Origin of the sequence: Acinetobacter tibetensis, from assembly GCF_023824315.1 — a bacterium.
Classification (GTDB): domain Bacteria; phylum Pseudomonadota; class Gammaproteobacteria; order Pseudomonadales; family Moraxellaceae; genus Acinetobacter; species Acinetobacter tibetensis.
On record NZ_CP098732.1, the window covers coordinates 2,376,355 to 2,395,517 of the forward strand.

General features: G+C 41.9%; 18 protein-coding genes. 9 read left to right on the top strand and 9 right to left on the bottom strand.

The window, feature by feature from the left end:
• Positions 1 to 78: 78 nt before the first annotated feature.
• From prpB to M5E07_RS11580, 3 genes are all read right to left on the bottom strand, one after another.
• Positions 79 to 963, bottom strand: a complete 885-nt coding sequence (gene prpB / locus M5E07_RS11570) for a methylisocitrate lyase (RefSeq protein ID WP_016165869.1) — start codon at positions 961 to 963, stop codon at positions 79 to 81.
• Between the two features lie 23 nt (positions 964 to 986).
• Positions 987 to 1,670 (bottom strand): GntR family transcriptional regulator, encoded by a 684-nt coding sequence (locus tag M5E07_RS11575; protein ID WP_116759728.1) that lies wholly within the window; start codon positions 1,668 to 1,670, stop codon positions 987 to 989.
• 430 nt (positions 1,671 to 2,100) lie between these two features.
• Positions 2,101 to 5,061 carry a heavy metal translocating P-type ATPase gene (locus tag M5E07_RS11580; RefSeq protein WP_252219394.1) on the bottom strand — a complete coding sequence of 987 codons (2,961 nt, stop codon included), beginning with the start codon at positions 5,059 to 5,061 and terminating at the stop codon, positions 2,101 to 2,103.
• Between the two features lie 82 nt (positions 5,062 to 5,143).
• Between M5E07_RS11580 and M5E07_RS11585 the strand changes: the two genes are divergently transcribed.
• The 4 genes from M5E07_RS11585 to M5E07_RS11600 all read left to right on the top strand — a co-directional run bounded on the left by M5E07_RS11585 (position 5,144) and on the right by M5E07_RS11600 (position 9,291).
• Entirely contained in the window at positions 5,144 to 5,539 is a 396-nt protein-coding gene (locus M5E07_RS11585; protein WP_252219396.1) for a MerR family transcriptional regulator, read from the top strand.
• Positions 5,540 to 5,610: 71 nt separating this feature from the next.
• The gene (locus M5E07_RS11590; RefSeq protein WP_116759734.1) at positions 5,611 to 6,201 is read left to right on the top strand and encodes a 5-formyltetrahydrofolate cyclo-ligase; all 591 of its coding nucleotides are present in this window, start codon (positions 5,611 to 5,613) and stop codon (positions 6,199 to 6,201) included.
• Between the two features lie 148 nt (positions 6,202 to 6,349).
• On the top strand, positions 6,350 to 8,779 hold the full coding sequence (gene lon / locus M5E07_RS11595) for an endopeptidase La (protein ID WP_116759736.1): 2,430 nt from the start codon (positions 6,350 to 6,352) through the stop codon (positions 8,777 to 8,779).
• Positions 8,780 to 8,910: 131 nt separating this feature from the next.
• Positions 8,911 to 9,291, top strand: a complete 381-nt coding sequence (locus M5E07_RS11600; protein ID WP_116759738.1) for a VOC family protein — start codon at positions 8,911 to 8,913, stop codon at positions 9,289 to 9,291.
• Between the two features lie 282 nt (positions 9,292 to 9,573).
• Here M5E07_RS11600 and M5E07_RS11605 read toward each other — a convergent pair whose 3' ends face one another.
• Positions 9,574 to 10,512, bottom strand: a complete 939-nt coding sequence (locus M5E07_RS11605; protein WP_434087783.1) for a M28 family peptidase — start codon at positions 10,510 to 10,512, stop codon at positions 9,574 to 9,576.
• A gap of 153 nt (positions 10,513 to 10,665) precedes the next feature.
• On the opposite strand from M5E07_RS11605, the gene rlmH reads away from it, so the two are divergent.
• The 3 genes from rlmH (at position 10,666) to M5E07_RS11620 (ending at position 12,925) form a co-directional block, all read left to right on the top strand.
• Positions 10,666 to 11,148, top strand: coding sequence for a 23S rRNA (pseudouridine(1915)-N(3))-methyltransferase RlmH (gene rlmH, locus M5E07_RS11610; RefSeq protein ID WP_026441300.1), 483 nt, complete (start codon positions 10,666 to 10,668; stop codon positions 11,146 to 11,148).
• 114 nt (positions 11,149 to 11,262) lie between these two features.
• Positions 11,263 to 12,039: a DODA-type extradiol aromatic ring-opening family dioxygenase gene (locus M5E07_RS11615; protein ID WP_252219398.1), complete on the top strand. Its 777-nt coding sequence runs from the start codon at positions 11,263 to 11,265 to the stop codon at positions 12,037 to 12,039.
• A 115-nt stretch (positions 12,040 to 12,154) separates the two neighbouring features.
• Entirely contained in the window at positions 12,155 to 12,925 is a 771-nt protein-coding gene (locus M5E07_RS11620; RefSeq protein ID WP_252219401.1) for an META and DUF4377 domain-containing protein, read from the top strand.
• 63 nt (positions 12,926 to 12,988) lie between these two features.
• Here the strand turns inward: M5E07_RS11620 and gdhA are convergent, their stop codons facing one another.
• On the bottom strand, positions 12,989 to 14,332 hold the full coding sequence (gene gdhA / locus M5E07_RS11625) for an NADP-specific glutamate dehydrogenase (protein WP_252223799.1): 1,344 nt from the start codon (positions 14,330 to 14,332) through the stop codon (positions 12,989 to 12,991).
• Between the two features lie 342 nt (positions 14,333 to 14,674).
• Between gdhA and M5E07_RS11630 the strand changes: the two genes are divergently transcribed.
• Positions 14,675 to 15,466 (top strand): RnfABCDGE type electron transport complex subunit B, encoded by a 792-nt coding sequence (locus tag M5E07_RS11630; RefSeq protein WP_252219403.1) that lies wholly within the window; start codon positions 14,675 to 14,677, stop codon positions 15,464 to 15,466.
• 2 nt (positions 15,467 to 15,468) lie between these two features.
• On the top strand, positions 15,469 to 16,167 hold the full coding sequence (gene nth / locus M5E07_RS11635; RefSeq protein ID WP_252219405.1) for an endonuclease III: 699 nt from the start codon (positions 15,469 to 15,471) through the stop codon (positions 16,165 to 16,167).
• 51 nt (positions 16,168 to 16,218) lie between these two features.
• Here nth and M5E07_RS11640 read toward each other — a convergent pair whose 3' ends face one another.
• From M5E07_RS11640 to M5E07_RS11655, 4 genes are all read right to left on the bottom strand, one after another.
• Entirely contained in the window at positions 16,219 to 16,401 is a 183-nt protein-coding gene (locus tag M5E07_RS11640) for a hypothetical protein (RefSeq protein ID WP_252219407.1), read from the bottom strand.
• An 85-nt stretch (positions 16,402 to 16,486) separates the two neighbouring features.
• A complete protein-coding gene (adk, locus tag M5E07_RS11645; RefSeq protein WP_116759750.1) occupies positions 16,487 to 17,146 on the bottom strand; it encodes an adenylate kinase in 660 nt (219 codons plus the stop codon).
• A gap of 85 nt (positions 17,147 to 17,231) precedes the next feature.
• Positions 17,232 to 18,548, bottom strand: coding sequence for a DUF445 domain-containing protein (locus M5E07_RS11650; protein WP_116759752.1), 1,317 nt, complete (start codon positions 18,546 to 18,548; stop codon positions 17,232 to 17,234).
• A 61-nt stretch (positions 18,549 to 18,609) separates the two neighbouring features.
• Positions 18,610 to 19,137: a hypothetical protein gene (locus M5E07_RS11655; RefSeq protein ID WP_116759754.1), complete on the bottom strand. Its 528-nt coding sequence runs from the start codon at positions 19,135 to 19,137 to the stop codon at positions 18,610 to 18,612.
• Positions 19,138 to 19,163 lie beyond the last annotated feature (26 nt).

A 19,163-nucleotide genomic window follows, 5' to 3' on the forward strand; every position in this document is an offset into this window, starting at 1 on the left:
TGGGTGGATCAATTCATTTTTATGCTTTGCGTCAGTTTTATTTCCTACACTGACGCGAAGATTTTTATGGTTAAACTGTTATTTATTTTTGACAAAAGAGGCATCAAGGTATTGTTCAAACGCATGGTAGTTAATGCGGTCATACAATTCTTGACGGGTTTGCATGGTATCAACCACGTTCTTTTGTGTGCCTTCTTTACGTAAAGTGGTGTAGACATTTTCCGCTGCCTTGTTCATCGCACGGAAAGCTGAAAGAGGATAAAGCGCAATGCTGACATCCGCAGAAGCCAATTCCTCTGTGGTGAATAATGGCGTAGAACCAAATTCTGTAATGTTTGCCAAAATTGGAACATTCGTTGCAGCAGCAAATTGTTTATACATCGCCAATTCAGTAATTGCTTCGGGGAACAACATGTCCGCGCCTGCTTCAATATAAGCACCTGCACGGTCAATTGCAGCTTGTAAACCTTCTACAGCCAAAGCATCGGTACGCGCCATAATCACAAACTTGTCATCACCACGTGCATCAACCGCCGCTTTAATACGGTCGACCATTTCTTGTTGTGAAACAATGGCTTTGTTTGGACGGTGACCACACCGTTTCGCGCCGACTTGGTCTTCAATATGCATAGCCGCTGCACCAAACTTGATGAGTGCTTTGGTGGTACGGGCAATGTTAAATGCTGAAGCACCAAAACCTGTGTCGGCATCGACCAATAAAGGCAAGTCACATACATCGGTAATACGGCGTACATCTGTCAGTACATCATCGAGGTTGCTAATGCCCAAGTCAGGTAAACCCAAAGAGCCTGCTGCCACCCCACCGCCAGATAAATAAATGGCTTTGTAACCTGCACGTTTTGCCAATAAAGCATGATTGGCATTGATGGTTCCGACCACTTGTAATGGATGTTCACTTGCAACCGCATCACGGAATTTCTGCCCTGCTGATAACGTTGACATACGTCCTCCCTCTCTCTTCATCATTAAATTAGGTTTTGTTCAATGTTTTGATAAGACGCAGCAATGTGGCGTCGCATCAGTAATTCCGCGAGTTCTGCATCACCTTCGGCAATGGCATCTAAAATACGAATATGTTCCGACAAGGCTCGATGCGGACGATTTGGCGTTTTGGAATACTGAATTCGATACATCCGAATCAGGTGATACAACTCATCACATAACATCTTTTCCAAAGTTTTATTGCCACAGTTTTTGATGATGCAATAATGAAAATCGTCCTGACCTTCTTGTAAGTAATAGCCTTTACCTTCTTTAAAATTCGGGTCTTGCGCATGTAAATGCAGCACTTCACGCAAATTTAAAATCTGTTGTTTGTCGATGCTTTGTGCAGCCAGACGACAAGCCAAACCTTCCAAGTTTTCACGAATTTGATACAGCTCAAACAATTGTTGATGCGATAAAGACACAACACGCGCACCAACATGAGCGGTACGCTCCACCAGTTTTTGTCCTTCTAAGCGGTGGATGGCTTCACGTAAAGGTCCACGACTAATGCCATACACACGCGCCAGTTCTGGTTCAGAAATTTTACTGCCAGGTGTAATTTCACCGCTCACAATCGCAGTTTGAATTTTTCTGAAAATCTGGTCGGTTAAAGTCGCTGTAGCGACTTGTTTTGTCTGTGGAGACAGCTCGTCAATTTGCATATTGTCAACAATCAGATCAATTATTAGCTAAAATAAGCACAAATAAATTAAAATGCAACAAGATTGTCAACAACTTTGGTATTAGACTTGCAAAAGTGATCGACGAAGACTTGACAACGTTTAAGTAAAATCATATCGGGTATCCGTTCTAAAGATGCTTCAATACAACAGCTCTATAATTTATTTTAATTCAATATCTTAAATCTTATTTCCATGCTTATTTTGTGATAGAACTGCATTTTATATGTCCATGTCGTGACCTGCTCTATCAACACTTGATTTGAGTCCAATCACGAAGTTGTGCTGAATGACCCTTGAGTTCTATTGTCGACACTTCAGTTTTTGTTTTGTTCTATCTGTTATGCCGTAAATAGAAAAAAGCCTCAAGGAAATGCTTGAGGCTTTTGTTACCATTTATATGCTGCTGGACTTATTTTGCCTTTTGCAAACGTAAAGCATTTAAGACCACAGACAATGAACTGAGCGACATCGCCACTGCGGCTAACATCGGGGTAAGTAATAACCCAGTGAGTGGATAGAAAATCCCCGCTGCGACAGGTACACCCAACCCGTTATACACAAAAGAAAAAGCAAGGTTCTGTTTCATATTCCGTACACCGAGTTTCGCCATATGCAGGGCATCGGCTGCTCCACGAATATCGCCTTTCACCAACGTCACTTGTGCCGTCTGTTTGGCAATATCAGTTCCATTGCCCATCGCAATCCCGATATTGGCTTGGGCAAGCGCTGGTGCATCATTAATCCCATCACCCGCCATGGCAACAATTTTGCCCTGAGCCTGATATTTCTTCACAATCTCCAGTTTTTCGATTGGGGTACAGTTGCCATGCACATGCTGAATGCCCAACTCTTTTGCCACCAGTTGCGCATTTTTCTCATGGTCACCTGTTGCCATCACCACTTCAATGCCATCATCAATCAATTGCTGAATCACTTGATGCGCATTGGCTTTAATCGCATCATGGATAGAAATATACGCCAGTACCTCTTGGCTATTGCTCAAGAAACTTATGACATTGCCTGTTGCACGTTGCTGGTCTAACTGGCTTTGTAGTGTAGTGTCTAACGTGATACCGAGTTGCTCAAGCAGCTTTTGACTACCGATATAGAGGGTTTGCTCGCCAATCTGACCTTTCACGCCAAAGCCCGTCACATCTTCAAAGTCTGCCACTTTAAGTAATTGCTGTGCAGGCACCAACTGAGTCAGAGTTTGAGCAATTGGATGACTTGAATACTGTTCAATCGAGGCAATCCACTGTTCAACTTGAGTTTGTTCCACATTTGGACAGAGCAACTGAATTTCTTTAAGGCTTGGTTTACCTTCCGTCAAGGTTCCAGTTTTGTCGACTATCAGCGTATTGACCTTACTTAAGGCTTCAATCGCTTCCGCATCTTTAAACAGAACACCTTTCTGTGCTGCACGACCTGTAGTAGCCATCACGGACATTGGCGTTGCTAAACCAAGCGCACATGGACAGGCAATAATCAGTACCGCCACCGCACACATCAGTGCCAAGTCAAATTGCGCACCACCAAACACCATCCATGCAATGAAGGTCAAAGCACTAATCAGTAACACCACAATCACAAAATACTTGGCAAACACGTCGGCTAAACGTTGCAACGGTGCTTTTGAACGCTGTGCTTCTGCCACCGTTTGAATCATTTTCGCCAAAGTCGTATTCGCTCCGACCGCTGTAGTTTGAATACGAATGCTGCCTTGTTGATTCACTGTGCCACCAATGACAGTGTCATGCACTTGCTTTTTCACAGGTACAGGTTCACCTGTCATCATGGCTTCATCGACATAGGTTTTGCCTTCTACCACCACCCCATCCAGTGGAATCTGATCACCTGAGGAAATCTGTAAAATATCGCCTTGTTTGACCATGCCAATATCCACTTCAATCACTTGATCATTTTGAACCAACTTGGCGGTGTTGACTTGGAGTTTCAGCAAGGCTTTCAATGAATCGGCTGTTTTGGCACGGGCTTTTAGCTCCATGATTTGACCAAGCAAACTCAGAGATACAATCATACAGGCCGCTTCATAATACACCGCGACGCCATGCCCTGTTTTGGCTGCCATCGGAATCAGGCTTGGGAAGATGGTCGCCACGACACTATAAATATAGGCGGCTAATACCCCAACCCCAATCAGGCTCCACATATTCAAGTTACGGGTTTTATATGAGGTCCAACAGCGCTCAATAAACGGTTTACCCGCCCACAACACCACAGGGGTCGCAAGGACTAGCTCAATCCACGGCTGAATATGCGGTGAAATGAAACTATGAAGATGTGAACCCATGGCCAAAACAAACACAATCAAGGTCAGTGGTAGAGTCATCCAAAAGCGATGGCTAAAATCAACCAATTCAGGGTTTGGTGCATCATCTAAAGTCGGTTGCATCGGCTCCAGCGCCATACCGCAAATTGGACACGTGCCCGGCCCTTTTTGCACAATCTCAGGATCCATCGGACAGGTATAATCCATATCCGCAGCCCCTTCAGGCACAGGACGCTGATCAGGTGGAAGTAAATAAAACTCAGGATCGCCCTTAAATTTGTCTAAGCAAGATGGATTACAGAAATAATAAGTCTGTTGCTGATAATCAGTTTTTAACTCTGTATTTGGGTCAACGGACATACCGCAGACAGGGTCAATAAATGTGGATGACCCTGATGGAGCAGGATGTTCATGTTGATGTTTCCCACCACAGCAGCTACTTTTTGCAGGTTCTGCTTTAGGCGTTGCTGCACAGCAACTTGCTTTGCTATCTTGCGCTGTGTGAGGTTTTGGCTCACAACAAGACGTTTTTTTCTCTGTCTCTTTCTGAGTTGACCCGCAACAGCCCGCAGTAGAAGTAGACCCCGATGTTGCATCTTCAGTTTTTACATAAGCCTCTGGATTGGCAATGAATTTTTGCTGACATTTTTCACTACAAAAATAGTAGTTCTGATTCTGCCATTCAGTATGCGGTTTAGTTAAATCTGTCACGGTCATGCCACATACAGGGTCAATAAATATGGTCTTCGCTGTATCTGAAACAGCTTTTGATGCACAACCACAACCTTTGGAAGTCACTACAGCACTTTCCTCTTTCACCTGAGATGAAGCATCGCTTATCTCTGTTTTCGGTTTACTGCAACAAGCGCTTGATTTTTTTTCTGAGCTTAAGTAAGCCTCTGGATTAGCGGCAAATTTCTTCAAACAGCCTGAGCAACAAAACAAATAACGAACTGATCGATGCTCATACACATGTGGAGAATCTTCCGCCACAGTCATACCGCAGACAGGATCGATATTTACCACAGTAGGCGCTAATTTCTGTTTGGAACAGCAAGACGTTTTGTGTTGTTCACTCATTCTGACTCACCTTTTATTTTTTGATTGTGTTAGCATAAAGTCTGTACCTAGGTACTGAGTCAAGCCTTTTGGAGATTATTTTATGCTCACTATCGGCAAACTGGCAAAACACTGTCAAGTGAATGTGGAAACCATTCGTTATTATCAACGAATTGGTCTCATGCGCATTCCTGAAACCATGCAAAACTATCGCTATTACAGCCAACAAGACATTGAAACCTTAAGCTTTATTCAAAAAGGCAAAGATGCTGGCTTGCAGCTCAGTGAAATTCAAGATCTACTACATTTACAACTGGATGATCGAGAGAAAGTCCGTGAAGTAATTCAGCAACGACTGGAAAAAATTGATCAACGGATTCAAGAACTGAATGCACTGAAACAGCGTCTTTCAAGTTGGGTGGATGAATGTAAAACCACAACAGACAGTTGCTGCCCAATTTTGCAAGAACTGAAAAAAGGTTCAACGACTGCACCATAAACAAATGCTGTCTTTTTGACTTGGCGATCACCTTAACACTCACCTTTTTGATACTCAGGACTGCGTTCACCATGTCGATTGAACTTGCCCAACTCAGAAAACAGCTTCGCAAACAACGCAGACAAGTTTCCGCCTATCAACAGCAGCAGTCCGAACAGCAAATTTTACAGCGCCTAAGACGTGTGCCCGAATTCAAACATGCCACCCGTGTCGGTATCTACCTACATGCTTTTGGGGAAATTCAGACCCATAAAATCATTGAATATTGTTTTCATCAAAAAAAGTCGGTGTATTTACCGATGATTTGCAATATGAATCAACGCTTGGTGTGGGTCAAAGTTTCACGCAATCAATTTCAAAATAAGCGTTTTTCCCACCATCCGCTGGGTATGCAAGAACCCATGGCAACACGTGGGCAGCACGTTTCACATTTAGATTTGCTACTGATGCCTTTATTGGCGTGTGATCCTTATGGCACACGCATTGGCATGGGCGGTGGTTTTTACGACAAAACCTTGGCTACTGCGCCCTATCACCGTCCGTTTCGCCTCGGTTTGGCCCATCACTTCCAGTTAGTACCACAGCATCTCATTCGAGAAAAATGGGATCAACCTTTGGATGGGCTACTCACCCCTCAACAATATTTACGCTTCAAGCGCTAAAATTGACATTTTTGACTGTTGAGAATACTCAAAAATCAAATGTTTAGTCATTTTTTATACAATTTGCTTTGACCAACCCTTGTATTTTTTAAAATACCCATCACTATAAAAAATATGGCAACACCGTTGTCACTCATTAGGAGTGCCCATGTCTGAAATTATTATGAATCAAGAAACCTTAGAGCCTCAGGTTCCAAGTGTATTACCACTTTTAGCGTTACGTGATGTGGTGGTGTATCCACACATGCAAATCGCGCTATTTGTAGGTCGTGAAAAATCGATCAATGCAGTTGATGTGGCTCGTAACAGTGACAATCTAGTATTTGTGGTTGCTCAGAAAGATTCTCTTTCAGAAGAAATTGATCACGACAACTTATATCAATACGGTACTGTCGCGAAGATTGTGCAAGTTGTGAATCATGAAAATGATGAAAACTGTATAAAAGTATTAATTGAAGGCTTGCATCGTTCAAAGCTAGAAAAAATCATTGATGAAAATGATTATCTAACCGCAGAACATGCGCTTAGCCCAATGTCAGTCCACATTGACGAAACAACGCAAGAAACACGCGTTCAAGAATTACGTGCCCTGTTTGCTCAATATGCGGAAGCAAAACTACGTAATGCACGTGAACTGATTGCTGCTGCGAACAAGATTGACGATTTACTACAATTGTTATTCTTCGTAGCGACCCGTGTTCCACTGAATATTGATGTGAAGCAAAAATTCCTCGAACACGATGAATTTGAAGCACATTTACAAGAACTGATGACATATTTATTGCAACAATCTGAAGAGCAACAGATTGAGCAAACTTTACATGACTCAGTAAAGCGTCAAATGGAGAAAAATCAACGCGAATACTTCCTCAATGAAAAGATGAAGGTCATTCAGCGTGAGCTTTCTGACATGAATGGCGGTGCGGAAGATGACGTTGCTGAAATTGAAAAACGTCTTGCTGAAGCTGATTTGCCCGAACACGTGCGTAAAAAAGCTGAAAGCGAATTCCGTAAACTCAAAGCAATGCAACCTGCGTCTAGTGAAGCGGCTGTGGTGCGCAATTATATCGAGGCCATTTTAGATACGCCTTGGAATAAAGCCAGCAAAGTCAGCATTAACTTAAGCAAAGCGCAAGAAATTCTCGATGCAGATCATTACGGCTTAGACGACGTGAAAGATCGTATTGTGGAATATCTCGCAGTTCAATCTCGCGTGAAAAAACTCAAAGGTCCGATTCTATGTTTAGTCGGCCCTCCGGGTGTAGGTAAAACCTCACTGGGCGAATCTGTTGCGAAAGCGACTGGTCGTGAGTTTGTCCGTATGGCGCTGGGTGGCGTACGTGACGAAGCGGAAATCCGCGGTCACCGTCGTACCTATATCGGTGCGATGCCGGGTAAAATTGTGCAGTCTTTAACCAAAGTTGGTGTAAAGAACCCATTGTTCTTGCTCGACGAAATTGACAAGATGGCGCAAGACTACCGTGGCGACCCTGCTTCTGCGTTGCTTGAAGTACTCGATCCATCACAGAACAACAAGTTTAACGATCACTATTTAGATCTTGATCTAGACTTGTCTGAAGTGATGTTCATCTGTACTGCCAACAGCATGAATATTCCAGAAGCCTTGCTGGATCGTATGGAAGTGATTCGTCTACCGGGTTATACCGAAGATGAAAAAGTCAATATTGCTGAACGCTACCTTGTTCCTAAAGCCATTAAGAACAATGGTCTACGTGCGAAAGAACTGACTGTTCATGAAGAAGCGATTCGTGACATCGTGCAGCGTTATACACGTGAAGCTGGTGTGCGTAGCTTAGAGCGTGAAGTCTCGAAAATTGCCCGTAAAGTAGTAAAAGAAGCGGTCAGCAAAAAGGCGAAAAACCTACAAGTTGATGTGACTTCGGCTAATCTTCCAGACTACTTAGGTCCACATAAATTTGACTTTGGTATGGCAGAAGATGAAGCACAAGTCGGTCGTGTCAACGGTTTAGCATGGACTTCTGTCGGTGGTGAGTTATTGACCATTGAAGTTGCTGCTGTGAAAGGTAAAGGTAAATTCATTACTACGGGTTCACTCGGTGATGTGATGAAAGAATCGATTACCGCAGCCATGACCGTGGTACGTACACGTGCAGATGAGTTAGGCATCGAGTCAACTCGCTTTGAAGAGACCGATGTTCACGTCCACTTACCAGAAGGTGCAACACCAAAAGATGGTCCATCTGCTGGTTTAGCACTGACTACAGCATTGGTTTCTGCCTTCACAGGCATCCCAATTCGCCCTGACATTGCCATGACAGGTGAAACCAGTCTTGGTGGTCGTGCAATGCGTATTGGTGGTTTGAAAGAAAAATTGCTTGCTGCACATCGTGGTGGCATTAAATTAGTCTTCATTCCTCAAGATAATGTCCGTGATCTTGCCGAGATTCCTGAAAATGTGAAAGAAGGTCTTGAAATTAAAGCGGTAAAATCAATTGATGAGATTTTGCCTCTTGCCTTGACCTCTATGCCTGAACCTTTGGTTAAAGCACCGATTGTAAAACCAGTCGATGATGGTAAAAAAGCAGCACGTCACTAATTTCAGCAAGAATGAAAAGAGAGCTACGGCTCTCTTTTTTTATTACAATTTACTGTTGATAACACCACATATCTTTATGCTTTTATCCCCTACAATAAATTGCATCCATAGGATGATACAGGACCATTAAAATGAAAAACCCTGTCGGATGGTTTGAAATATATGTCAATGACATAACCAGAGCCAAACAATTTTATGAAGCCGTATTTAAGATTCAACTCTCTGAACTCACTCCTCCTTCTGAGGGTAACTCGCTTCAAATGTGGGCTTTCCCATCAGATATGCAAGCCTATGGCGCTTCTGGTGCTTTGGTAAAAATGTCAGGTATCGCCGCTGGTGGGAATAGCACATTAATCTATTTTTCATGTGAAGACTGTGCAGATGAAGCTGCCCGAATTGGTCATGCTGGTGGCAAAATCCATGAAACAAAAACTTCAATCGGTGAGTACGGATTTATTGTTTTAGCTTTTGATACAGAAGGGAATATGATTGGTTTACACTCCATGAAGTAAACCAGTGTATCGTAAATAATTTAAGATTATCGTATGTTCTGACTTTTAGTATTAAGTAAGTTTACCTTCACAAATCAGACTTGAAAAAACAGAAAAAAAGCCCCATATATAATAGTAAGAATACATATGTGCTGTATGTTTCTTATTCCTAAAGGTTATCTGTTTCTCCAGGCAGATAATCTCTTGATCGCAGTCCTTACACTATTCAAGGACTGCGTTTTTTATTGGTATTCTTTATTTTTTCTACATAAAAAATAATGATGCCCTTTTATCCCACATTATTTACTTCAATATTGTTTGCACCAGCCCATCGATCACTTGGGTCATCTTTTCAAGATTTAAAGTCTTTAGTCTGTCCGCAGTCGTATGATAATTCTTATTCCGATAAAAGGCGGTATCGGTCAGCATAATCGCAGGAATATCATAATTCCAATAGTTGCTATGACTGGAAAAATTCAGCCCAGGGGTAAAAGAGGGTGCAACTAAACGTTGGCATTCCAACTGCTGCATTGCAGCACAAAAACGCTCACCTAGCCCACGCGAATCGATATCACTCACCGCTGCAATAAAGTTGCCGTGACTTGGATAAATCCATTTCAATCCAACAGGATATTCTTGTACCAGTGCTGCATCGTAGTAGCCAATCATTTCCAGCATATAAACTCCTCGAATCTTATCACGCTGTGCTTGTACGGATTTGGCATGTACATAACTGCCCATATATTCAGTATTGGTATACGGCGGTTCTTCAAGCGTATAAAAAGTAAATTCTACATTATGGCTCAGATGGCTTTTTTCCTGTGACAAAATACGAGCCGTTTCAATTACTCCTGCGACCCCAGAGGCATTGTCATCTGCTCCCTGTACTTCACCAAACACATCATAGTGTGCGCCCACAATGACTTTTTCGGCACCTCCCACATTTAATGAACAGACCACGTTGCGATAATTCTGCCGATTCACAATATAATTCTGAAATTGACAAGGAATACCAAATAAACGCATTTGCTCTTTGATCCAAGCAGAAACTCGATTTAATTCGGCAGTATTTTGATGATTCCGAAATGAACCTGTACCAATAATTTGCTGTAGATAAAGTTGTACATTCTGAACATCAGCTTGTTGACTGATGGCAGAATTGGCCTGACTCTGCGTAGCCACCGATATAGCGACCATCAGTAAACCCACCCAACCTATTTTAAAAAATTTCTTCCTTTTCATTTATTATTATTCCACCGTCATCGCAATTTTTTTCGTTCTTAAAGAGCATTAATGCAACAGCCAGTAATTATTTTCAATTGCAAAATGTATATCGACATTGGATTGTGTTCATTCAACGCTATAATTCTGCTGAATTAGCATGTGATGCCAGATATGAAAATACGAATTCTGACCATCGGTCAAAAAATGCCAGCATGGGTTCTGACGGGTTTTGAAGATTATTTCAAACGAATTCAACCCTTTGTACAGACTCAAATTATTGAGCTACCAATGGCAAAGCGTGGAAAAAATGATTCTGAAGCCGACATTTTAAAATATCGACAAATTGAAGGTGATAGCATTTTAAATGCGCTCAAACAGAATGAAACGCTCATTGCGCTTGAAGTGGGTGGTCGTGAATTCAGCACTGAAAAACTGGCAGACACCATGAAATCTTGGATGTTGGAAGGCAATGATGTTGCCTTAGCAATTGGTGGACCAGATGGTCATTCAGAAGCGGTCCGTAAAGCAGCAGCGTGGCATTGGTCGTTATCTAAACTGACCTTGCCACACCCTTTGGTGCGTGTCATGCTGATTGAACAGTTATATCGAGCCATGAGTATTAACCACAATCATCCCTATCATCGGGCGGGTTAAAGCTGTTCTCCATCATTCTATAATTGCAACAATACGTTGAATAGAAACTATTTATTCAATTATTCGTATTTGGCATGATGAACATATTCTTTTATTCAAATTAGGCGCAAGACAATGAATCTACAAACTTTACCAGGTTTATTTATTTCACATGGATCTCCCATGCTTGCGCTTAACCCTGAACAAGTTGGCCCAGCTTTACACCGTTTAAGCTTAAATCTCCCGACACCCAAAGCCATTGTTGTGATGTCAGCACACTGGGAAAGTCAGGCACTGGAAGTCAATACGGGCATCCGCCCAGAAACTTGGCATGATTTTCGTGGTTTTCCCCCTGCGCTGTATGAAATTCGCTATCCTGCCCCAGGTGAACCTCAACTTGCCGAAGACATTTTAAAGCGTCTGTCCGATGCAGGATTTGATGCGCATGCTAACAATAGCCGCCCGCGTGATCATGGTGTGTGGATGCCATTACTCCACATGTTCCCGAATGCAGATATCCCCGTGGTTGAAATTTCACTCCCCATGCACATGTCCGCAGAACAGATTTATCAAATTGGGCAAGCTCTTTCAGTTTTACGTGCACAACAAGTTTTACTGATTGGTTCAGGCAGTATTACCCATAATTTGTCTGAATTGTCATGGCATGGGGAATCTCAGGATGTGCCTGTATGGGCATCCACCTTCCGTAATTACGTGGTTCAAAAACTAACGCATCAAGACTATGAAGCGGTATTGGACTGGAACAGCATTCCCTATGTACAGCGCAACCATCCAACCCTAGAACATTTTGCGCCTCTATTTTTTGCAATGGGTACTGGAACGCGATTCAACATTGTACATAGCAGTTTCACAATGGGTTCATTGGGAATGGACATTTATCGTTTTGACTAATCCTTTATAAACATTAAAGAAATGAATACAAATGTTGTACACGTATTCATTTCTTTTTTTTATTAATCATTTAACCTTTAGTTTTGTAGCTATTCACTAAAGTGTTAATTTAAAAATGAAATTGAAATACCTTTTACTTGCTTTGTTGCCTTTTTCTCTTGCTGCTTGCCAATCAACTCAAACACCATCAAATTTGGATCAAGCCGTGAATGTACAATCAATTCCTGATCAAAACAAAACACTTGCTGCCTATGAATGGATCAGCACTACATCGACCACGCCAAAACCTTTAACACTGTCGTTTAATACACAAGGACAATTGTCCGTAAAAACGAGCTGTAACGGTTTAGGTACGAGCTGGAAAATTGAAGGTGACAAAATTGTCACAGGTGCAATGATGGGCACACAAATGGCTTGTGCTGAACCCGCGATGCAACAAGAACGCTTAGCAGCAGATTTACTCGGTCAACGTTCAATTCAATTTACGTTGAATAGCCAAAATATTGAAGCACCGACATTAACACTGGTTTCTGCGAAAGGCGAAAAACATGTCTTTGTTGGGAAAATGACACCTGAAACGAAATATCAATCTCAAGGTGAAACCCTCTTTTTAGAAATTTCACCAGAAACAAAAACCTGTTCCGCTGGCGTCGCTCGCATTGAGTGCTTACAAGTTCGTGAAATCAAATATGATGACAAAGGTATAAAAACAACTGTCGATAAAGATTGGACTTTATTCTACGACCATATCGAAGGCTATACTCACGATTCTAAAACCCGCCAAATTGTTCGCGTAAAACGTTTTGAACGTCAAAACCCTGCTGCGGATCAATCAAAATATGCTTATGTGAAAGATATGGTCATTGAAACCGAAACTGTAAAATAAGCACATATAAAAAAAGCCGATGCAATTACATCGGCTTTTTTATGCTGTGTTATTTATTCAGCTTTAGAACACACCCTGTGACAGCATGGCATCTGCAACTTTTACAAAGCCTGCAATGTTCGCACCATCCACATAATTAATGCTACCGTCTGCTTTGGTGCCATATTTAACACAATTGCGGTGAATGTCTTTCATAATCGCATGTAAGCGCTCATCGACTTCTTCGAAACCCCACCCTAAACGCAAAGCATTTTGTGACATTTCTAGACCTGAGGTTGCAACGCCCCCTGCATTGGATGCCTTACCTGGTGCATACAAAATTTTCGCTGCAACAAATTTTTCAACAGCATCGAGGGTTGAAGGCATATTGGCACCTTCTGCAACACAGAAAACACCATTAGCTAATAATACCTCTGCATCTTCACCCGTCAATTCATTCTGAGTTGCACATGGTAAAGCAATATCACAAGGAATCCCCCAAGGGCGTTTGCCTTCTAAATATTCAAATCCATGCTTAGATGCAAATTCAGAAATACGTCCACGCGCTTCATTTTTCAAATGCATCACTTCTGCTAGAAGTTCGTCGGTGAAACCATCTTTGACATAAACCGTACCATTCGAGTCTGAAAGTGATACGACTTTTGCACCTAGGAACATGGCTTTTTCCGCAGCAAATTGTGCAACATTACCTGAACCTGAAATGGTCACAGTTTTTCCTTGGAAACTGTCACCACGCGTTTTTAGCATTTCTTCAGCAAAGTATACTGTGCCATAACCCGTTGCTTCTGGGCGTGCCAAAGAGCCGCCAAATGCCAAGCCTTTACCAGTAAATACACAAGAAGTGTCATTACTGAGCTTTTTCATCATGCCTGCCATATAACCGACTTCACGACCACCAACACCAATATCTCCAGCAGGAATATCTGTGTTAGAACCTAAGTGACGGTATAGCTCAATCATTAATGCTTGGCAGAAACGCATGATTTCGCCTTCTGACTTCCCTTTAGGGTCAAAGTCAGAACCCCCTTTTCCGCCACCCATAGGCAACGTTGTTAAGGCATTTTTAAAAGTCTGTTCAAAACCCAAGAATTTTAAAATGGATAAATTGACAGAGGGATGGAAACGCATTCCCCCCTTAAATGGGCCAATTGCTGAGTTGTATTGAACACGAAATGCTCGATTTACATGGGTATTGCCTTGATCATCTACCCATGACACGCGGAATTGGATGGCACGTTCTGGTTCAACTAAACGCTCAAGTAATCCATGTGCTGCATACTTTGGGTTCTTTTCAATGAATGGCCACAGACTGGTCATCACCTCTTCTACCGCTTGTAGAAACTCGGGTTGGTGTGCATCACGTGTTTTTACGTAATCCAAAAAGTCGTTTAGGCTACTGTATTTCAACACTTCATCCTCAGCAATTTATGAATCAAAATAGGTCAAAATTAAATTAAGTGATAAATTTTGGCGCAAAACATTAAATACTTTTTATCTACCTTCCACAATATTTATTTAAAATAACATCATATTTTCAATATATAACAAACAATTATTTAACTATTACTCAAAGTTTGTCTTTTCTATTTTTTAAACCCTAGCTTAACAATTCACCCAAGCCTTGCACTATATAAATACACTAAATGCATTAATTTGGAACACAAGATTAATCCATTGAATCATGCTAAAATTCGGGAAAATTTGACTCTATCTCTCTAATCCTGTTTTAAAGACAGGTGTGGTTTTCGCATGATTTCGCAAATTGCTCTCATTCAACACATCGACTCTCTACTCCCCCAAACTCAATGTGGTTTATGTGGTCATCGAGATGGTTGCCTTCCCTACGCCAAAGCGATTGCAGAAGGAGAAGCAGCCAATAAATGCGTACCAGGTGGGCAACCTGTTGCAGATGCTCTAGCCCTTTTGCTACAGCGCCAACATTTACAGGTTGAAGAAAGTGTATGGCCACTTCAGGCGGATGGACGTCCGCAACGGATGAAAGCCATTATTCGAGAAGATGAATGTATTGGTTGTACCAAATGTATTAGTGCATGCCCTGTCGATGCGATTATTGGATCAGGTAAACTCATGCACAGTGTCTTAACTGATTTGTGTACGGGCTGTGAACTTTGTATTCCACCCTGTCCAGTCGACTGCATTGATTTAGTCGAAGACTTGAATAGCTTACCGAATGAAATTGAGCGTACTAAGGAACAAAACAATTTACGCCAGCGCTACTATGCTCACATTCAGCGAGAAGAAACTCGGCGCTTGCACCGCAAAGGGCCTGTGGTACGTGCCGAGATTGATACCACATTATTTGCTCAATTTTCGGCTCAACTTGACTCTGTACCTGTGATTGAAGTTGCAGATAAAACACCTGCTGTAGCCAATCAAAATGCCCAATCAACCATTGAATTGGCAAAGTTACGGACACAAATTAAAAAATTAGAAAAACAACTTAGTGTTCGTGAAGATGTCGCCAAACGTGCTCAATTGCTAACATTGACCGAACAACTCAATGCATTGCAGGGGGTTTAAACATGACAACCAAAACCTCTACCGCTAAAAACATGACCAAGAAGCAAATTCAAACCTTCTTTGAACGTTTACGCGATCAACGTCCGAATCCAACCACTGAATTAAACTTTTCAACACCATTTGAGCTGTTAATTGCTGTGACTTTATCGGCTCAAGCCACTGACGTGAGTGTCAATAAAGCCACGGACAAATTATTCCCCATTGCCAATACGCCTGAAGCCATTTTTGGACTGGGTGTCGAAGGACTCAAGCAATACATCAAAACCATTGGTTTATATAATTCCAAAGCTGAAAATGTCATTAAAACCTGCCAAATTTTAATAGAGCGACATAACAGTCAAGTGCCCAATAATCGTGCTGACTTGGAAGCTTTACCTGGCGTTGGACGTAAAACTGCAAATGTGGTACTGAATACAGCATTTGGACATCCAACCATGGCGGTGGATACGCATATTTTTCGTTTAGGTAATCGGACTGGGTTGGCGGTAGGGAAAAATGTACTCGAAGTTGAGCACCGACTGGTCAAAGTCATTCCTAAAGAATTTATGGTGGATGCACACCATTGGCTGATTCTTCATGGTCGTTACTGCTGTATCGCACGTAAACCCAAGTGTGCCGAATGTGTGGTTTCAGATGTGTGTAATTGGCCAGAGCGCTTTGAATTTGGGGCTGCACGGGCAATCCCCGTAAGCAATATCTAAATCACACAGCGCATAGAACTGACATGCGCTGTGATCAGACGACAGACAGGCTTATTGCTTAGGTGGCTTTTGTTTTAATTTCGGGTGCAACGTGTACTCAGGTTTTGGCGCAGTTTTATTTTCTTCTTTTTGCTTTTGTTGGGTTTCTCTTAACATTTTAAAGCTGATATACAACAAACCTAACAACAGCGCTAAGCAAGCCACCACTAAAATGAATAAACCAATTTTTAACAAAATCGTATCCTCAAAAAGTTCGGACAAATAAAAAGAGCCCTAATATGACTTAGGACTCTTTTAAAGTCAAAAATTCAGTTTTGAATTATTTTGACTGATCTAAAATCGCGAACAAATCTTTTTGTACGTCTTCAATTGCACGTAAACCATTTAACTTGTCATAAGTCGGGGCATTTTCACCAGAAGCAGCACGACCTTGGTAGAATCCAACCAACTGTTCAGTTTCTGTATGATATGAACCTAGACGCTTACGAATAGTTTCTTCTTGGTCATCTGGACGTTGAACCAAATCTTCACCAGTTTCGTCATCTTTGCCTTCAACTTTTGGTGGGTTGTAAACAACATGATAAACGCGACCAGATGCAGGGTGCTGACGACGACCAGACAAACGCTGAACGATTTCTTCGTCAGGAACTTCAATCTCGATCACATGATCGATATTAATGCCTTCTTTTTCCAAAGCTTCAGCCTGCGGAATCGTACGCGGGAAACCATCAAAAATGCAGCCGTTCACACAGTCAGGTTGAGCAATACGTTCTTTTACCAGACCAATGATCAGTTCATCAGAAACCAGACCACCGCTTTCCATTACGCTTTTAGCTTTAAGACCTAATTCAGTACCTTCACGAATTGCAGCACGGAGCATATCACCGGTTGAAATTTGTGGGACATTGTAGCGCTTACAGATCAACTGAGCTTGTGTACCTTTACCTGCTCCAGGTGGTCCGAGTAAGATAATGCGCATAAAAAAACATCCTCATTTAAAACAATATGTATGATACTTCGAGCCAACAATTATGCAGATCTAAACAGTCAGCATGAGTATCTAATTATAAGAAAGCCACAAACAAATGTATTGTACCAGCTATAAATCCAGTGACCCCACCTAATACAATCAGAATCCATTCGTCTTCCTGAAATGCAGGACGTAACAGGTTCTGGAACTCTTTCGGCGTTAACTCTCGAATACGCTCTCGGAACATTTGAAAGATTTTCTGTGCACGGCTCGCATTGAACGCAGGGTCGCATACTGGCACCATCGTAATTTCAATTGAGCGATCAATCAAGTCCGTCTTGAGTTTTGCGTACTCTTTTGGCCCTAAAGATAACTGTAATGACGTTCTAACCAGTGGAGTTTCCATAATTTGGTTAATATGCCGTTTGACGATACGACGTGTTTTGTCTTTTTTACTACCATACATCATTTCAGTCATGATGGATTTTAACGTAATCAGGTCTTCTGTGACTACACTCGCAAATACGTCCGATACTTCTTCCTGACGCTTCATGAACGCACCTTGGATATTATACGTTCCGATTCTAGGCCAGACAGGCTTAACCCAAGGAAACTTACGATCTTTAGTTAATTCAGTGAGTTGCGGGTAACGTACATAATGTGGCTCTATCGGGTTAAAGACCATCCAGATTGCAATCCAGTTGGTTAAAAAACCCCAAACCGATGCCCAAAACGGAACTGTCCAGTGCCAAGGCACCACAAACCACACAATCATTTGGAACACGCCAAAAAACATTCCAATTAGAGCACTAATGTGCCAAATGAAATTGATTTCTTTCTGTCCCACTTTTAAGAACATACGGACCATTAAACGACGATCACCCTCCATTTGGCTGACCACCATTTCACGCATGTTAACCAATGACTCGACGTTCACAGTTAATTCTGTTACCAGCTCTCTTAACACTTCTGGAAGCTGCTTATGCGCCTGCGCATAGATACGGCGTTTAATCGAATAAGGTAGATTTTCCCAAAGTACGGCGTTGCGATCGACCATCACTTCATCAATCAGATGTTCCAGTTCAAAGCCAACCTGTTCACCGATAATACGTGCCATATCTTCTGGATCCATGGCATCTAGAAATTCGCGCAAAGAACCCAATTTAGACAAGGTGTTATCGGTAATGATCCCTGAGATGCGTCCTGCCTTTCGCGGCACAATCCCCTGCCAACCCACAGGCAAAGGTCCCAAATGGAATCCCCAAAAAGTAATTGGATAAAATACCATTTTTAACGCCATCCAGACGTGTGCCCAGGTCACAAATGCAGTTACAGGAATAATGCTCAGCACAGCCCAAAAATCGGGACGATTCAAAAAGGTTTGCCACAACTGATTGATGTACTCAAGCATGCATATTTTCCAAAATAATGACTAAATAACAGAGATTAATTCTTAATTTTTTTTAAACAGGTTATTTTCTGCTTAAGCCCATACTTAATGTATAAGAGAATTGTATTTTCGGTTCGATGTGTTCCACAACCTCACCCTCACGATTTTTTAATTCTTCTCCTGCCCCAAGCCCGACACTCAATGTACTAATGCGATCTTTGTCTAACAAAACATATGCAAGATCTACACCCGCGCCTAAGCGCGTTTCATCTTTATTGTCCACTTGCTTACTGGCAATGTGACCCGCATAAGCCCCCACATAATACCCGTTTTTATCCTTCCCTGTGAAATAGTAAGGATATCTAAAACCAATTTGTGTTCCAAAAGGCGAATCATCAGTAAGAAAAAAACCTGCTTTGCCATAGGCAATACCATAAGGATTGACCCATTCAGCATTTAAGTGAATCAGTTGTTGGGTTACCCCTGCTCCAAGATTCCATGTGCTGACACTTTCAGGCGTCAATTTCGCATCTGGTAAATAATGATGGTCTTGCGCATAAGTTGTATTGAATAATGTTATCAATGCTAACAAGGGATAAACTCTTGTCATTATTGTCACCTTTGTCCTTATTTTAA

Bases quoted from the DNA above. Each gene is read 5' to 3' on its own strand.
- prpB (WP_016165869.1), bottom strand. From the start codon at position 963: ATGTCAACGTTATCAGCAGGGCAGAAATTCCGTGATGCGGTTGCAAGT.
- M5E07_RS11575 (WP_116759728.1), bottom strand. From the start codon at position 1,670: ATGCAAATTGACGAGCTGTCTCCACAGACAAAACAAGTCGCTACAGCG.
- M5E07_RS11580 (WP_252219394.1), bottom strand. From the start codon at position 5,061: ATGAGTGAACAACACAAAACGTCTTGCTGTTCCAAACAGAAATTAGCG.
- M5E07_RS11585 (WP_252219396.1), top strand. From the start codon at position 5,144: ATGCTCACTATCGGCAAACTGGCAAAACACTGTCAAGTGAATGTGGAA.
- M5E07_RS11590 (WP_116759734.1), top strand. From the start codon at position 5,611: ATGTCGATTGAACTTGCCCAACTCAGAAAACAGCTTCGCAAACAACGC.
- lon (WP_116759736.1), top strand. From the start codon at position 6,350: ATGTCTGAAATTATTATGAATCAAGAAACCTTAGAGCCTCAGGTTCCA.
- M5E07_RS11600 (WP_116759738.1), top strand. From the start codon at position 8,911: ATGAAAAACCCTGTCGGATGGTTTGAAATATATGTCAATGACATAACC.
- M5E07_RS11605 (WP_434087783.1), bottom strand. From the start codon at position 10,512: ATGAAAAGGAAGAAATTTTTTAAAATAGGTTGGGTGGGTTTACTGATG.
- rlmH (WP_026441300.1), top strand. From the start codon at position 10,666: ATGAAAATACGAATTCTGACCATCGGTCAAAAAATGCCAGCATGGGTT.
- M5E07_RS11615 (WP_252219398.1), top strand. From the start codon at position 11,263: ATGAATCTACAAACTTTACCAGGTTTATTTATTTCACATGGATCTCCC.
- M5E07_RS11620 (WP_252219401.1), top strand. From the start codon at position 12,155: ATGAAATTGAAATACCTTTTACTTGCTTTGTTGCCTTTTTCTCTTGCT.
- M5E07_RS11630 (WP_252219403.1), top strand. From the start codon at position 14,675: ATGATTTCGCAAATTGCTCTCATTCAACACATCGACTCTCTACTCCCC.
- nth (WP_252219405.1), top strand. From the start codon at position 15,469: ATGACAACCAAAACCTCTACCGCTAAAAACATGACCAAGAAGCAAATT.
- adk (WP_116759750.1), bottom strand. From the start codon at position 17,146: ATGCGCATTATCTTACTCGGACCACCTGGAGCAGGTAAAGGTACACAA.
- M5E07_RS11650 (WP_116759752.1), bottom strand. From the start codon at position 18,548: ATGCTTGAGTACATCAATCAGTTGTGGCAAACCTTTTTGAATCGTCCC.
- M5E07_RS11655 (WP_116759754.1), bottom strand. From the start codon at position 19,137: ATGACAAGAGTTTATCCCTTGTTAGCATTGATAACATTATTCAATACA.